Here is a 14,842-nt window from a genome sequence, read left to right on the forward strand (position 1 = left end):
GGTCGCCTGCGGGGTTAAAAACAGCGTTCCGCGACGGTCGGACTCACGGCTCGTCGTCGTCGGGCTCGTCCACCTCCTCGTCCTCGTCGCTCTCAGACGATGGCTCCTCCGAGTCAGCGTCTTCGTGGTCCCCTTCGTGGTCCCCTTCCGCGTCGTCTTCTCTCCCCTCCGTCTCGGAGCTCTCATCGACTGCGTGCCGCTCGACTTCGACCTCGACTTCGATTTCCACGCCGTCGGCCTCCAGTTCCGCCTCGGCCTCGGTGGCGTCGCCGACCTCGATTTCGAGTTCGTCTTCGTCGACCGCTACCTCGACCTCCACGTCGACTTCGATATCCGGGTCGCTCATGGTGAGGGATACGATCCGCAGCGAGAAATAATCCAGTGGCCGTTACTCCGGGATGTCCTCCGGCCCGAGCGCCGCGTCGTAGGGATCGGCGTCCTCGTCGTCGGGCTCCGTCTCGTCCGCTTCGAGTTGGACGTAGCCGCGCGTGACGACTGCGGCGCCGAAGGCCAAGATGACCCCGCCGATGGCAGCGGTAATCACTGCACTAGCGATTGGCGAAACGAGGCTCAGAACCGACCCGACCAGTTCGTCGATGAGCGAGACGACGACGACGAGCAATCCGAGAGCGAACACCTCGATGCGGTGGCCCTTCGTCAGCCGCCACGATTCGGCCATCGCCTCGACGAAGTTCTCGTTCTCGATGGCGATTCGCTGGCGCATGAAGAGGAACACGACCGCGAAGAATATCCCCGGCAACAGGAGGAACACCGACCCGACGATGATGAGCCCCCAGACGACGATACTGCCGATAAAGCCGTTGAGCGTCGCGAGCAGGATGTTCTCGGTGAGGCGCTCACTGGCGACTGCTTCGGAGTCGGCGGCAGCGAACGTCCGCACGGCGACGATGGAGACCGTTTCCGAAACCAGCGAGAGCGCGAGGAGGGCGCCCGCTGCGACGCCCGCGGGAAGTCCCAACGCGAGCGGTGAGGACTCCCGAGCCGCCTCCACCTGTGTCTGCAGGTCCGAAATCAGCGTCTCGTACTCCTGTTGGCTGACGTTGAGTTCCTCCGGCGACAGCCCTTGGAACGATTCGAGCATCGTTTCGAGTAAACCGACCGATAGCGTCTGTGCGAAAACGCCGAAGAGGAGGGTGACCACCGCGAAGGCCGCCGCCAACAGCAGGCCGTTCTTGGCGAACGTTCTGGAGGTACCGTCGCTGAACGCCTCGCCGATGTCGAGACTCATAGACGAGTGGGCGCCCGCGGGCCTCTTAAGCGTGGCCGAAACCGTTAGGGCCAGTCGTCGCGTTCCTCGCCGTCCTCGTCGCCTGATTCGTCTTCGGGGTCGCCGAGGTCCCACTCGGCGGCCTCGGCAGCCTGTTCGACCGGGAGGAACTCCCAGTCGACCGACTCCGCGAGGGCGGCATCGTCGTCGTCGACGCCGATGAAGACGTGTCGGTCGGTGTCGAACTGTTTCTTGACGTTTTCGAGGCTCTCCTCGCGGCCCCGGGGTCCGGAGAAGAAGTCCTGTCTGATGCGGTTCTTCCGCGTGAAGTTCGTCACGACGTACGTCGGCTTATCGGAGACGACACCGACGTACTCACTCCACGTGCGAGCGTCGGAGAACACCTCTTCGGGCCGTGCAAGCCGCTTGAGCGCCTCCAGCTCGAACGCGAGTGTCATGTCCGTAGAGCCGCCGCCATCCATACGCGAGTGGGGGAGGCCACCGGAGAAAACACTTTGGATACGGGGAGGCGGCCCCGCCTTCGACCCGGACAGTTATCGGCGCCCACGTCGACGGAGCGGGTATGGGTTCCGTCCGTCCGGGTCCGCTCACGGAGTGGAACCGAGTTCCCGCACTCGCCGTCGTCTTCGGCATCGCCTCGGTGCCGTGGACTTACGGCTTCGTCGTGGGGCTCGAAATACCGCTGTGGCCGTCGTTCATCGCGTCGGCAACGTTCTTCGCGGTTGGAAGCGGCTTCGACGCGCTCGTCCGGGGGTACGCGAGCAATCTCGCCGGCATCCTCTACGCTGCCGCCACACTCGCAATCGTCGACGGCCTCTTCGGAGGTGGCGTCCTCGCGCTCAGCCTCGTCGTCGGCGGGTTCATGTTCCTGGCTAGTCTGCACGAAACCGTCCCGCTGTTGTCGTTTACCCCGGGTGCGTTCTTCGGATACGCGACGATGTTCAGCGTCGAAGCCGCTGAAGCGACGGCCTTCGGCGTCACCGGCCTCCCCGGTGAGACGCTAGCTGCCGTGGTGTCGATGCTGTTCGGCGCCGTCATCGGCCTCGGCGCGGACGAACTGTCCTCGCGGCTCACCCCCGACCAGAACCTTTAGGCGGCGGTCAGGTGAATCCGCGAGCGTGTTTCCCCTCCTCGCCGGCACCGGGCTGACGACGGAGATGCTCGTCGTCTTCGCGGTCATCCTCGTCGCGTTGGCCCTCTTCGTCGCCGAGCCGGTTCCCATCGACATCACGGCCATCGGCGTTCTGGTCTCGCTGGTCGTTCTGGAGCCCTGGACCGGCGTCACGCCCGCAGACGGCGTCTCCGGCTTTGCCTCCTCGGCGACGGTGACGGTGCTCGCGATGTTCGTTCTCTCGGAGGGTATCCGACGGACCGGCGTCGTCAACATCATCGGTCGGGAAATCGCCGAGCGGTTCGGCGAGAGTCCCTTCGGGCAACTGGCGGCAGTGCTGGGTCTCGCCGGCGGCAGCGCCGGGTTCATCAACAACACCCCGGTCGTCGCGGTGATGATTCCGATGGTGACCGAACTGTCGGACCGAACCGGCATCTCGCCGTCGAAGTTGCTCATCCCCGTCTCCTTCGCGTCGATGATGGGCGGCATGCTGACGCTCATCGGTACGTCGACGAACATCCTCGCCTCCGACGTCTACGACCGCATCGGCGGCGCCGCGACCGAACCGTTCTCGATGTTCGAGTTCACGGCGCTGGGGCTCTTGGTCCTCGTCTCGGGGACGCTGTATCTGCTGGCGTTCGGGCCGCGACTCCTCCCTGAGCGCATCAAGGCCCGGACCGAGCTCACCGACGAGTTCGAGATGAAGCAGTACCTCACCGAAGTCGTCGTCCGGGAGGACTCGCCGATGGTTGGTCGCTCGGTCGACGAGTCGCTGTCGGACATCGACGTCGACGCCGACATCGTCCAACTCATTCGCGACCGGAAGTCGTTCAACGAACCGCTGTCCCGAAAAGTCGTCCGGGAGGGCGACATTCTCGTGTTGCGCGTCGACCGCGAGAGTCTGGTCGGTTTGATGGACGCCGAGGGACTGGATTTCGCCCCCGACGTGGACGCGACCGACGAACTCCTCGAAGGTGAGGAGAGCGATATTCGCGAGGAGGGCGAACAGCGCCTCGTCGAAATCGTCCTCACGCCTGATACCAACCTTCTCGGAGAGACCCTGGAGACGCTGAACTTCCGGCAGCGCTACGACGCGACCGTCCTCGCGATTCGCCGCGGCGGCGAAATCATCCACCAGCGGATGGACAAACGCCGCCTCCGTGCCGGTGACACGCTGTTGATACAGGCCACCGAGGACACGGTCAACCGGTTCGGCCGTGACCGGAACTTCGTCGTCGCCCAGGAACTCACCCGGCCGTACTTCCGGTCGGAACGGATTCCAGTCGCCGTCGGCATCGTCGCCGGCGTCGTCGCCCTCGCGGCCCTCGACATCCTCCCCATCATGATATCGGCACTCGGTGGCATCCTCGGAATGGTCGTCACCGGTTGTGTCAAGCCCAACGAGGTGTACGACGCCGTCGACTGGAACGTCATCTTCCTGTTGGCGGGCCTCATCCCGCTGGGCGTGGCGATGGAGGAGTCGGGGGCGGCCGCGTGGCTCGCCGACCTCGTCGTCGGCAGTAGCGCCGGGTTGGGAATGGTCGCCTTACTCGCCGTCTTCTATCTGTTCACCGCACTCGTCACGAACGTCATCAGCAACAACGCCAGCGTCGTGTTGATGGTGCCGGTCGCATACGACGCCGCTATTCAGTTGGGTGCCGACCCCTTCGCGTTCGTGCTGGCGGTCACCTTCGCCGCCTCGACGGCGATGCTGACGCCAATCGGCTATCAGACGAACCTGATGGTGTACGGTCCCGGCGGCTACAAGTTCACCGACTTCGCGCGCGTCGGCGCGCCGCTGCAGTTGCTCCTCACCGCCGTGACGACGCTAGGAATCGTCTGGCTGTACGGCGTTTGAACGCCGGTCTCACGCCGATTCGAGGTCGAATTCGACTCGGAGGCCAGCACCGGGACGTTCCGAGAGGACAACCGTCCAGCCGTGGAACTCCGCGACGCTTCGGACGATGTAGAGTCCGAGTCCGGTCCCGTCGTCCGACCCGCTTACGCCCGGTTGGAGGGCTTCGGCGCGGTCCACCGACGATAGTCCTGGACCGTCGTCCTCGACAGCGAACCCCGTCGGCGTCTCGACGATGGCGACGGTGACGCCGTGGGGGCCGTGTTCGATACAGTTTCGGAAGAGGTTCTCGAAGACTCGCTGCAGTTGTGCGGGGTCGGCCGCGACCGAGCCGTCCGTTCGAACGTCTAGCGTTCCGGTCCCGCTGACGACGGCCTGCCACGCCCGTTCGGCGACCTCCGGCAGCGACACCTCGACGAGTTCGGAGCGGGGGATGCCATCACGTGCCGTCGTTCGGATGTCCGCGATGATGGCGTCGATGCGGTCGAGTGCGCCCTCGACACTTTCCAGCGTCGCCGGGTCGCCGCCGGTCCGATACAGTTCGAGATTCCCCCGCGCGACCGCCAGTGGGTTCCGGAGGTCGTGTGCCAACACGTCGGCGAACTCCGAGAGCCGTTCGTTGCGCGTCGCCAACAGCCACTCCTGGTCGCGGCGGTCGGTCACGTCGCGTGCGACCCCGGAGAACCCGATTACGTCCTCGCCATCGAGTAGTTTCCGTCCGGTGAGTTCGAACCGGACGAGTCCTTCGCTCGTTTCGGCACGCGCCTCGACGACGGTGACGCCGGTTTCGAACACCTCGGCGACGGCGTCGTTGACGGCCGGGCGGTCGGCCTCGATGAAAAATGCCGCCGGCAGCATCCCTTCGAGTTCGGCGTCGGAGAGACCGAACAGTTCGTTCAGACGGCGGTTCCAGTGAACCAACCGCCCGTTGGCGTCGTACACGTAGAAGATATCGCCGAGGGCATCCAGCGACCGTTCGAGTAGTGAACACTCCCCATCCATCCGAGTATCCTCGGTAGAGAGGTGGCTCCGTTACATAAATCGAACTGCAGAATCGACGCCAGATTCTTCGTCGGGAGTTACTCTGCCGTGGCGGGTTCCTCGAAGGCCTCGACATCGATCTGCTCTTCGAGCAGGAGGTCTTCCTTGCCGGAGACGTCGATCTGTTCGCGAGCCAGTCGCTTCAGGCCGGACTGCGGTGCGAGGTCGCCGATGAGGACGCCGCCGATGACGCGACCGTCCTTGAGCGCGACGCGGCGCCACGTTCCCTCGTCGTACTTCTTTTCGACGGAATCGTCGCCGAGCGTCGGATGGCCGAAGGAGAGGAAGGGAAAACCGAAGTGCGTGATGGAGTACGAGGAGACCCACTCGAAGGTCTCTTCGGGTCCGTCGGCGGCCATGTTCGCGCCGGCGATAGAACCCTGCTCTTTGGCCGATCCCCACGCGCCGTTCTGTGCGCGCTCGCCCAGAATCACGTCGTGGAACTGCGTGATGTCGCCGGCGGCGTAGACGTCTTCGACGTTGGTCTGCATGTGTTCGTCGACGACGATGCCGTTGTCCGTCTCGATGCCGCTGCCGCGGAGGAATTCGGTGTTGAAGTTCAGGCCGATGGCGACGCCGGCGAACTCCGCCTCGAAGCGGTCGCCGTTGGGGTCGACCGCAGCCGTGACGTGGCCCTCGTCGTCGGTCTCGAAGTGGTCGACGCCCGAATCGAAGACGGGCGTGACGCCGACATCGCGCAGCGCCTCGTGGATGATTTCGGCGCCCTCCTCGCTCAGCGCGTAGCGCCACCACGCGTTCCCACGCATCAGGTAGTGTGCGTCGATACCCTGTGCGCCGCAGATGGCTGCGAGGTCGATACCGAGCAGGCCCGCGCCGACGACGACGCCCTTGTCGGCCCGTTCGGCGTTCTCTTTGATTGCGCGGGCGTCCTCGAACGTCCAGAAGTGGTGGACGCCCTCGGCGTCGCTGTTGTCGACTGGGAGCTGTGTCGGCGTCCCGCCGGTGGCGACGAGCAGTTTGTCGTACTCGTAGACGTCGCCCTCGTGGGTGTGTACCGCCTTGTCGTCGGTGTCGACGGACGTGACGACGGTGTTCAACTCGAGATCGATGTCGCGTTCCTCGTACCAATCGGGGTCGTGAATCGAGACGGGCGCGGCGGGCAGTTTGCCCTTCGCGAACTCCTTTATCAGAATCCGATTGTAGAGAGCTTCCCCTTCCTCCGTGATGACGGTGATATCGGCATCCGGGTCGGCCTCGCGAATCGTCTCCGCGGCGGACGAGCCGGCGATGCCGTCACCGATAATGACGTGCGACGCACACATACCACCGGGTAGAGGGCCGGGCTTAATGTGAATTGCTATGTCGCGGTCCTTCACGTCTCGCCGGGGCGAAGTCGGTCGTTCGGGTTCGATTCGGAACGCTGTAAACGAAACGAGAATCCGACGTTATCGCTGTACACGACCGAGAGCAGATCGTTACCGCTCGAAGCCGACGGCTGCCGCGTTCCGGGGGTTGAAGAACGACGAACACCAACCGAGGCGTATGAAACTGTATCAGAACCCGCGACACTGGGCGTCGATGAAGGCGTTGACGACCCCGGGGGTTCGTAACGTCGCCAACTACGCGCTCGTGAAGATGCACACGAAAATCTTCCTCGGAAAAGCCGACGAAGAGCGCCACGAGGAGCGACGTGACCACCTCGATGACTTCTTCGATGCGACGATGGACGCCTACGTCGCCGCGCTACAGGAGGGCTACAGCGAGGCCGAAGCCCGCGAAATCACGCACATTCAGGCGAACTTCGACTTCTTCAACCACGGCTGGACGGAGATGATGGAGATTCCCGGCGACGAACTACAGCCGCACTACCGTCGCTACGAGGCGTTCTTCGTCGCCCACGACATCACCATCGACGACCCCCTCGGAGAGTTCGCACCCGACGACGGCGTTGCCGAGGCGCCGAAGACGCTGGAAAAACTCGAAGAGCCGGAGTACGAGAACGCTGTCGCCGGATTCGACGACGACGTGTACGTCGAGACCGCCGACGGCGAGACGGTGGTCGGTGGCGACACCGAGGAGCCTGACGTGAGCGTCACCGACGCCCCCGGCGTCTCCGACGAGGACGCGAAGGCCGACTGAGTCGACGCCGACTATGGCTCCAGGGCTCTGTTAGAACCGATTCATCACCGATGTACTAGTCCCTGTATCCGGCTTCGGACGTCATCAGCGGACTCATACGTTTGGTCGTCGATCGGGGCCAGCACTTCATCGAGGGATTTCTGTCCGTCCTGCGTTTCGATCTCGTAGTCGCCAAAGGCCTCGATCAATTCTTCCGTCGTGGTTGGATACTCCTGGTTTTGGAGTGCTTCATCGAGGTCACCAAGTTCCTGTCCAGGATCGTCCTGAATCGGTTCGGCTTCATCGCCGCGGTCACGTGCTTCCTCTAGCTCACGCTCTCGCTGACGTCGCTCTTCATCATCGGCTTGGTCGTCTCGGCCCTGTTTGTCATCTGCCATCCGTGTAAATAGGGAATCGATTCGGATAATGGTTTGGTCGCCAATCGGGCTGACCGATTCGAACACACATCGCACCCCCTGTATTGACCGCAGGTGGATCAGAGAGTGTCCGCTACTGAAGAGTTCGACGGAGTCTACTCCAGTATCGCGTCGGCGGCCGCATACCCCGCTTCTATCGCGCCGTCGAGGCTCCGTTCTGGGTACTGTGCCCGCGAGGCCATCCCCGCGTAGTAGACGCCCGGCACGGCGTCGCCGAGGTCGTAGGGGACGACCATATCGAGATACCCTCGCTCGTAAATGGGCGCCGTCCGTGGATTGCGCGCGGTCCGTATCCAGTTGACCGACTCGCGGTCGAAGTCGGGAAACAGCGATTCGATACCGTCGAGCCATGCTTCTTCGACACCGGCGTCGTCCATCTGCCACAGTTCTTCTTCGGGGCTTTGGATGTAGCTGACCGCATACAGCAGGTGTTCGCCGCCGTAGCGTTCGGGCGGCACGAAGTTCGTGTGCTCGATGAGCGCGCCGAAGGGGACCTCCTCGGCGATGTTCAGCCAGTAGGTGTCGGTCAGCGGCTCGTCGACGCTGATGACCGAACACACCGTCCCCTGGAAGTCGATGTCACATTCGTAGCCGGTGAGGTCCTCCAGGACGTTCGGCATCGCCGCGACGACGGCGTCGTCGACGGTGTGTGTCGTCACGCCGTCGGCCGTCTCGACGGTCATCGAGGAAACGTCGTCCGCAACGTCGAGGTCGGTCACGCGTGCGCCCGTCGTGATGTTCTCGCGGCCGACCGCCTCGATGAGTGCATCGAGCAAGGTGCCGAACCCACCGTCGAAGTAGCCCAGCACCTCCCCTTTCAGGATGTCGCGTTCGCCGCGGAATTTGATGCGGCCGAGCAGCCACGCGGCGCTGACCTCTTCCCAGCGGTCGCCGAACTTCGCCCGCAACAGCGGCAGGAAGAAGTGCTCGAAACAGCCCCGAGAGGTGTGTTCGAGGATGAACTCCTTCACCGGCACGTCCTCGAAATCTTCGAGTCGCTCGTAGCTGTCGAAAGAGGGGACGCCGCCGCGGACATCGATGTCCAACACGAGCATGCCGAGGCGGAACTTGTCGTACAGCGAGAGATGCGGGTAGGCGAGTATCTCCCAGGGTTTGTTCATGGGGTGGACGACGCCGTCGACGTAGTAGGCGTCGGAGCCGTAGCGCCACTCCAGTCGGTCGTCGACGCCCAACTCCGCGGCGAGTTCGACGATGGTCTCCTCGGACTTCGAGAGGTGGTGATAGAAGGCCTCGATGCGGTCGCCGCTCGTCTCGTAGGTGGCGGCGAGGCCGCCGACGCCGTCGGCGGCTTCGAAGACGTGTGCTTCCCGGCCCGCTTGCTGGAGGCGGTAGGCGGCAGCGAGGCCCGCGAGCCCGCCGCCGACGATACCAATCATGTTCGGGCCTGCGCCCTCGGCGGTGTTGGCTCTTTTGACTGGGCGAGCAGTTCGGGTACCTTTATCCGGGGCCGACCGGTACAGCGGGCATGGTCACGGTGCGGGCCCCGGCGACGAGTGCGAATCTGGGCAGTGGCTTCGACGTCTTCGGTGCCGCCTTAGAGCGGCCCGCAGACGTGGTTCGCGTCGAGAAGGCCGACCGCACCACTATCGACGTTACCGGCGTCGGCAGTCAGTACATCCCCGAAGACCCCGAGAAGAACACCGTCGGGGCGGTCGCGGAGGCGCTGGACGCCCCCGCCCACATCAGCATCGACAAGGGGGTTCGGCCGGCCTCGGGGCTTGGCTCGTCGGCCGCCTCCGCCGCCGCTGCCGCCGTCGGCCTCAACGAACTGTACGACCGCGGTCTCACCCGCGAGGAGTTGGTTCCCATCGCCGCGGAGGGCGAGGCGGTCGTCTCCGGCGCCGCCCACGCCGACAACGTCGCCCCCTCGATTATGGGCGGGTTCACCATCGCTCGCGAGGACGGCGTCACCCAACTCGACGCCTCGATTCCACTGGTCACCTGCCTGCCGGAAATCGTCGTCTCGACGCGGGACGCCCGCGAGGTCGTTCCCGATGGCGCGCGGATGGAACAGGTCGTCGAGTTGGTCGGCAACGCCGCGACGCTGGCGGTCGGGATGGCGCGAAACGACCCCGACCTCGTCGGCCGAGGCATGAAGGACAGCATCGTCACGCCTGCACGTGCGAAACTCATCACTGGGTACAGCGAAGTCCGGGAGGCGGCCTTCGAGGCCGGCGCGACCGGCGTCACCATCTCGGGGGCAGGTCCGGCGGTCATCGCCGCCTGCCACGAACGGGACCGTCGTGACATCGCTGGAACGATGATAGATACCTTCGAGGACGCGGGCGTCGAGGCGCGGGCCTACCAGACGGAAATCGGGAAAGGCGCGACGATTTACTGAGTCGGAGAGTCCGTAAAAGATTGGTTTCGGAACCTATGAGGTCATCAGCCCGCTATCTGAATCGTCATATTGAGGACCTGTGGTAGGATTACGCTGATGAGTATCTGAGACCACATGGTGAACGTCGTCGGGTACTCCTTCATACCTCTGACGTGGTCTAACTGGCGGACGATTTCTTTGCGCTTTCCCTCGTCGGCCACCGTCGAGTTCCGGATGTCGTAGGGGTTCTCAATGACGTCACGGAGGTCGTCTTCTAGCTCCTTCAGTCGGCGTTCTTTCTTTCCCGCCATGAGCGTGTGGACCTTCCACATCGAGTAGCCGATAGAGACGACACCCATCAGCCAAGCGACCGAAAAGAACACCGTGGTAGACGTGCCAACCTCGTAGGTGGAGTCGATGACGCCGGAGAAAATTATTGGTATGTATATGAAGAAGAAGTACGCGAGAAGGCCGCCGGTGTATACGTAATACGCACGCTTCAGCAGTTGGCCGATTGGGGCGAAGCCACCCATATTCCGTGGGTCGTAGAAGAAGAGGTTCAAATCGGCCTTCTCGAGGCGCCGTGGAAGCAGGAAATGAACCCCCAAAAACATCGTCCCGACGTCTATGATGATGGGGACGTAAGCGAGCGGGAGGGCGATGAACCATCGAACGGCGACCGGCCACGTTCCCTACTCGGCGATGAGTGTCTCAGCACCGAACCCGAAGAAATTGACATAGATACCAACCAGCGCAAGGACGTAAATCGCCGCTTGCATTCGGAGCGATACGATCGTCGCGAACTGACTGTGGTCGTACTCCGTGGGACGTTGCTCTAACCGCAGGTGGTCAATTGCATCCTCGTACCCGTTACGCATATATCGTGCTCCGATGAGTCCAAGCCACAATCCCCCGACGATGCTCAGACTCGTCGTAAATCGCCACGGCTCGGCTAGCAACAGCGGTGTACGGAAGGCATAGCTGAGAGCAATCGCACTGCCGAGCAGCAGATGGGGTCCGTACTTCCGCCGTCCGAAGACAGCCTCCGATAGTCGGTCGAGATACAACTTACTCGCAAATACCTCGATGAGTAAGGAGTTGTACCGACTGTGCTGGCTGCTGTTCGACATATTCGGTTCTGTTTTGCTACGATAAAATAGGTACTCCATAGGTATTCGACAACAGCGAAGCGGCACCGACAGAACAACCGTACTTGGAGAGAGGCGCGAGATTCGATATCAAACGGTGGAATTCAGAATTCCTTAATCACGCCGTAGCCGACGCCCATCACCACACCGTAGAGGACGAAGGCCAGCAGGAACCACGGCTGGAGGGTGGGGACGAACAGTCCGAATGGCGTGACGGTGTTGACGGCCAGGGGAACCGCGATGGCGCCGACGGCGATGGCGGCGACGATGCCGTAGACGAAGCCGGCGACGGCGGCCGCGGTGGTGACTGGGGCGCGGTCGAGGAAGTCGCCGAAGACGGCGTCGAGGTCGGCGTCGCTTTCGACGAACTCGTCCATCGAGCGAGCGTACTTGCTGAGTCGTGGGCCAACGGCGACGGCGAACATCAACCCGAGAATCAGCGAGATGGTGAGCCAGACTGCCCACCCAATAGTGACGCTGCCGCCGTAGCCGACGATGGCACCGAGGAACCGCATCGCGCCGCCGCCGACCATGTGGTGGACGATGAGGCCGCCGACGGAGCCGCCGAACAGCGACCCGAAGACGATGGCGCGCTGGCCGCTCGTCCCGATGGCCGTCGAGGTGGGGAGGTCCTCGCGGACGATAGTTTGCTTCCGGAGTTGCGTGTAGACGACCGAGAAGACGACACCGAAGACGAAGTAGCCGGCGACCGGCGGGGCGGTATGCGGTAGGTCGATGGCGGTGAGTGCCGGAACGCCGACGACGCCGAAAGCAGCGGTGAGAACGGCTCCGTAGATGACGCCGACGCCGACGCCGCGGACGAAGCCGAGGCGGCGTTCGAGCGTCCCGGCCGCCAGCGGCACGAACAGCAGGCCGGCGAGGAGCGAAAGGACGAACCAGACGGCGACGCCGCCGGTCAGTGTCGGCATCCCGACGATGTTTCCGAGGACGTAGAGATAGGGGTTCGGCGGGAGCGCGCCGTAAACGAGGCCGATACCGGCGACGCCACCGACGACAGCGCCGCCGATGACGGGCACGCCGCGGCCGTGCAGGAACGCCGGCGTGAGACCGGCACCCCGGGTCCCCTCGTAGACGGCGCCCAAGGCGACCCCGAAGAGGAGGTAGGCGCCCAACACGGTGCCGCTGGTGTGCGGCGTCGGCAGCCCGAACGGCGTCGCCGAGCTGATGACCGACGGCATGACGAGCATCCCGACGAAGACGAGCAGGACGCCGTACACCGAACCGACCTTCAGGCCGGTCTGGGTTGGCACGTCGTTCCGTTCGACGCGACGGGCGCCCAGCGCGGCGAAGGCCATCGCGAACAGGACGGTGAGGCCTAGCCACATGCCGAACCCGACGCCTTCGGAGCCGCCGTAGCCGACGATGGCACCGAGCAGTCGGAGGTAGACCGGAGAGCTGACGTAGAGCAGTCCGCCGGAGACGGCGCCGGCGACGAGCGCCGAGAACATCACGGCACGGCTTCGGCCGACGAGGAAGGCGGGTCGGAGCGGCCGTTGGTTGACGACCTTCCCGAACGTCGATCCGAGGACGACGCCGTAGACGACGAACGCGCCGAGGGTGCTCACCGCGACGTTGCCGAAGCCGAGTTCGAACGGCGTCACCGCGGAGGCGACCGCCGGCACCGCGAGCAGGCCGACGAAGACGGCCAGCACGATGCCGTAGACGAAACCGTAACCGGTGGTGCCGTTACCGCGAGCGGCGTGACCTCCGGCGACGAGCGCGAACAACAGCCCCAACACGGCGGTGAGTCCAACCCAGATGCCGAGACCGGTCGTCGGGACGCCGTCGCCGGCTATCGCACCGAGATAGCGGAGATACAGCGGTTGTTGAGAGTAGACGATGGCACCCGAGAGGGTGCTGGCGAGAGTCGGTGCGAGGACGGTCGCCCGGACCCGAGGACTGATGAACGAAAAGGAGGGGAGCGGAATCGTTCCTTCGAGCGTGAGTCCGTATCCGAGACCGAAGACGAGACCGAAGACGGCGTAGCCGGCGACGATGTTCGTGTTCGTCAGCGGCACGTCGGCCGCCGGAATGAACGAGGGGACGACGACCAATCCGACGACGACGCCCGCGAGGGCACCGTAGAGGAGGCCGACCCCGGCCGCGGTCGTCCCCAGCGGCGAGCGGACGACGAGCGGTTGGACGAGTTTGCGGAACAGTACGATTCGTGCGGTCAACCACGTGGTCGCGGCGGTATAGGCGGTGATGGCCGGTGCCGCGAACGCGGCGAACACCAAGCCGAGAACGAGGGCCAAGCCGAGCCACGCACCGTAACTCGCGGTGCCGCCGACGCCGACGACGCTGCCGATGAACGCGAGATGAATCGGCGCGAGGCTGTTGAAGACCGCGAGGCCGGCGAGGCCGCCGAGTATCGACCCCACCAGGGCCGCCCCCAAGACCCCGTCGTCCAGCGAGGCAGCCTCCTCGGACGCCTCGGGTTGACTCTGTGCGTTACGGGTAGTCACGAGTATCTACACGGGTGTGTCTGTGCTATGTAATAAAGCGTTGCGGGGGGTGTACACGGCCATTTAAGCCGGGGGAACCGAAAGCGGCCACCGCCGTCCCCTGCCGAACCTTTTATTTCCGACACGACCGATAGTGGGTTGTCGACACACACCACAGGTATTCACACATGTCTATTCCGTTCCCATCCGAAGAGTGGATCGTAGAGTGGCGTGAACAACTGAACGACAACGACGAGTACGCCGAGAAGGGTCAGGGGTGGGGCGTCGGCTTCAACGGGGACTTCGTGTTCCACATCCGCGCCGACGACCGACTCCCCGAAGACCGATACTTCTTCATCGCTCTCGAGGACGGCACCTGCACCGAAGCGCGGGAAATCGATTCCCCCGACGAGGTCGACGCCGGATTCGTCTATCGGGGCGACTACGACGACTGGGTCGCGCTCAATCAGGGCGACATCGGCCCGATAGACGGGATGATGTCCGGCGTCTTCGACATCGAAGGCGACATGCAGAAAGTCCTGCAGTACAGCGAGGCCGCCGTCGCGATGAGCGAGACGGGCCAGCGCATCGACACGGAGTACACCTACTGACCGGTTCCGACTCGTCTCGTTTTAAACGGCCAGCATTGAGAGGCATCACGCCCAACTCGAATCCCGAGAACCGTCGTGGTGCACCATGGCAGACAGAGACGCAGTTCGAGAGCAGTTCGAGGACGCCTTCGGTGGCGCCGACTACCCCGTGAACAGCCCGATGGACCTCGTGCCCGCCCTGCCGCAGGGCCCCGGTACGACGTTCGACATCGGCGACGAGACCATCACGGCGATGGAGCTGAATCAAGAAGCGTCGGGACAGGCCGACTACCCCTACGACAGCGTCGACGAACTCGTCGACGCCCTGATGGACGGCCTCGAAGACGAAGGCTACGTGTAAACTACCCCTACTCGCTCACGGCTTCGCCGTTCGCTTCGTTGAGGGTGGGGCTTTCGCGTGGACTCCCGTTCTGGCTTGACGGGGACGGTGCGACGTACCTCCATCCGTGTTTCAGGTGTAGTGCCATGCCTTTATATCACAAACGATTTGGTGGGGGAGTCGGCC

The 14,842-nt window shown here is 63.9% G+C and carries 16 protein-coding genes; 6 read left to right on the top strand and 10 right to left on the bottom strand.

The features are described from left to right. Nucleotides 1-43: 43 nt before the first annotated feature. The 3 genes from HWX69_RS13870 to HWX69_RS13880 are packed head-to-tail and all read right to left on the bottom strand — an operon-like array spanning nucleotide 44 to nucleotide 1,710. Nucleotides 44-346, bottom strand: coding sequence for a hypothetical protein (locus HWX69_RS13870; RefSeq protein WP_178917666.1), 303 nt, complete (start codon nucleotides 344-346; stop codon nucleotides 44-46). 42 nt (nucleotides 347-388) lie between these two features. Beyond that, nucleotides 389-1,249: a hypothetical protein gene (locus HWX69_RS13875; RefSeq protein WP_178917667.1), complete on the bottom strand. Its 861-nt coding sequence runs from the start codon at nucleotides 1,247-1,249 to the stop codon at nucleotides 389-391. A gap of 44 nt (nucleotides 1,250-1,293) precedes the next feature. Then, a complete protein-coding gene (locus HWX69_RS13880; protein ID WP_178917668.1) occupies nucleotides 1,294-1,710 on the bottom strand; it encodes a DUF7124 domain-containing protein in 417 nt (138 codons plus the stop codon). Nucleotides 1,711-1,811: 101 nt separating this feature from the next. Between HWX69_RS13880 and HWX69_RS13885 the strand changes: the two genes are divergently transcribed. Next, entirely contained in the window at nucleotides 1,812-2,342 is a 531-nt protein-coding gene (locus tag HWX69_RS13885; RefSeq protein WP_178917669.1) for a DUF1097 domain-containing protein, read from the top strand. 64 nt (nucleotides 2,343-2,406) lie between these two features. After that, nucleotides 2,407-4,218, top strand: coding sequence for an SLC13 family permease (locus HWX69_RS13890; RefSeq protein ID WP_178918346.1), 1,812 nt, complete (start codon nucleotides 2,407-2,409; stop codon nucleotides 4,216-4,218). Nucleotides 4,219-4,227: 9 nt separating this feature from the next. Here the strand turns inward: HWX69_RS13890 and HWX69_RS13895 are convergent, their stop codons facing one another. Both HWX69_RS13895 and HWX69_RS13900 read right to left on the bottom strand, forming a co-directional pair. Next, nucleotides 4,228-5,217, bottom strand: a complete 990-nt coding sequence (locus HWX69_RS13895; protein WP_178917670.1) for an ATP-binding protein — start codon at nucleotides 5,215-5,217, stop codon at nucleotides 4,228-4,230. A gap of 77 nt (nucleotides 5,218-5,294) precedes the next feature. Beyond that, nucleotides 5,295-6,539 carry an NAD(P)/FAD-dependent oxidoreductase gene (locus tag HWX69_RS13900; RefSeq protein WP_178917671.1) on the bottom strand — a complete coding sequence of 415 codons (1,245 nt, stop codon included), beginning with the start codon at nucleotides 6,537-6,539 and terminating at the stop codon, nucleotides 5,295-5,297. 220 nt (nucleotides 6,540-6,759) lie between these two features. On the opposite strand from HWX69_RS13900, the gene HWX69_RS13905 reads away from it, so the two are divergent. Further along, nucleotides 6,760-7,356: a DUF6149 family protein gene (locus HWX69_RS13905; protein ID WP_178917672.1), complete on the top strand. Its 597-nt coding sequence runs from the start codon at nucleotides 6,760-6,762 to the stop codon at nucleotides 7,354-7,356. 44 nt (nucleotides 7,357-7,400) lie between these two features. Here the strand turns inward: HWX69_RS13905 and HWX69_RS13910 are convergent, their stop codons facing one another. Continuing rightward, nucleotides 7,401-7,733, bottom strand: a complete 333-nt coding sequence (locus HWX69_RS13910) for a DUF5789 family protein (protein ID WP_178917673.1) — start codon at nucleotides 7,731-7,733, stop codon at nucleotides 7,401-7,403. 134 nt (nucleotides 7,734-7,867) lie between these two features. Continuing rightward, complete coding sequence (locus HWX69_RS13915; RefSeq protein ID WP_178917674.1) at nucleotides 7,868-9,169, bottom strand: NAD(P)/FAD-dependent oxidoreductase; 1,302 nt, start codon at nucleotides 9,167-9,169, stop codon at nucleotides 7,868-7,870. 89 nt (nucleotides 9,170-9,258) lie between these two features. On the opposite strand from HWX69_RS13915, the gene HWX69_RS13920 reads away from it, so the two are divergent. Next, a complete protein-coding gene (locus HWX69_RS13920; protein ID WP_178917675.1) occupies nucleotides 9,259-10,134 on the top strand; it encodes a homoserine kinase in 876 nt (291 codons plus the stop codon). Nucleotides 10,135-10,178: 44 nt separating this feature from the next. Here HWX69_RS13920 and HWX69_RS13925 read toward each other — a convergent pair whose 3' ends face one another. From HWX69_RS13925 to HWX69_RS13935, 3 genes are all read right to left on the bottom strand, one after another. After that, the gene (locus HWX69_RS13925) at nucleotides 10,179-10,721 is read right to left on the bottom strand and encodes a hypothetical protein (RefSeq protein ID WP_178917676.1); all 543 of its coding nucleotides are present in this window, start codon (nucleotides 10,719-10,721) and stop codon (nucleotides 10,179-10,181) included. Between the two features lie 84 nt (nucleotides 10,722-10,805). Continuing rightward, entirely contained in the window at nucleotides 10,806-11,243 is a 438-nt protein-coding gene (locus tag HWX69_RS13930) for a hypothetical protein (protein WP_178917677.1), read from the bottom strand. Between the two features lie 122 nt (nucleotides 11,244-11,365). After that, complete coding sequence (locus tag HWX69_RS13935) at nucleotides 11,366-13,747, bottom strand: hypothetical protein (RefSeq protein WP_178917678.1); 2,382 nt, start codon at nucleotides 13,745-13,747, stop codon at nucleotides 11,366-11,368. 167 nt (nucleotides 13,748-13,914) lie between these two features. Between HWX69_RS13935 and HWX69_RS13940 the strand changes: the two genes are divergently transcribed. Beyond that, a complete protein-coding gene (locus tag HWX69_RS13940) occupies nucleotides 13,915-14,337 on the top strand; it encodes an SCP2 sterol-binding domain-containing protein (protein WP_178917679.1) in 423 nt (140 codons plus the stop codon). Nucleotides 14,338-14,422: 85 nt separating this feature from the next. Then, a complete protein-coding gene (locus HWX69_RS13945; RefSeq protein WP_156707198.1) occupies nucleotides 14,423-14,677 on the top strand; it encodes an MTH865 family protein in 255 nt (84 codons plus the stop codon). Nucleotides 14,678-14,842 lie beyond the last annotated feature (165 nt).

Source organism: Natronomonas gomsonensis (assembly GCF_013391635.1).
In the GTDB taxonomy this organism is placed as follows: domain Archaea; phylum Halobacteriota; class Halobacteria; order Halobacteriales; family Haloarculaceae; genus Natronomonas; species Natronomonas gomsonensis_A.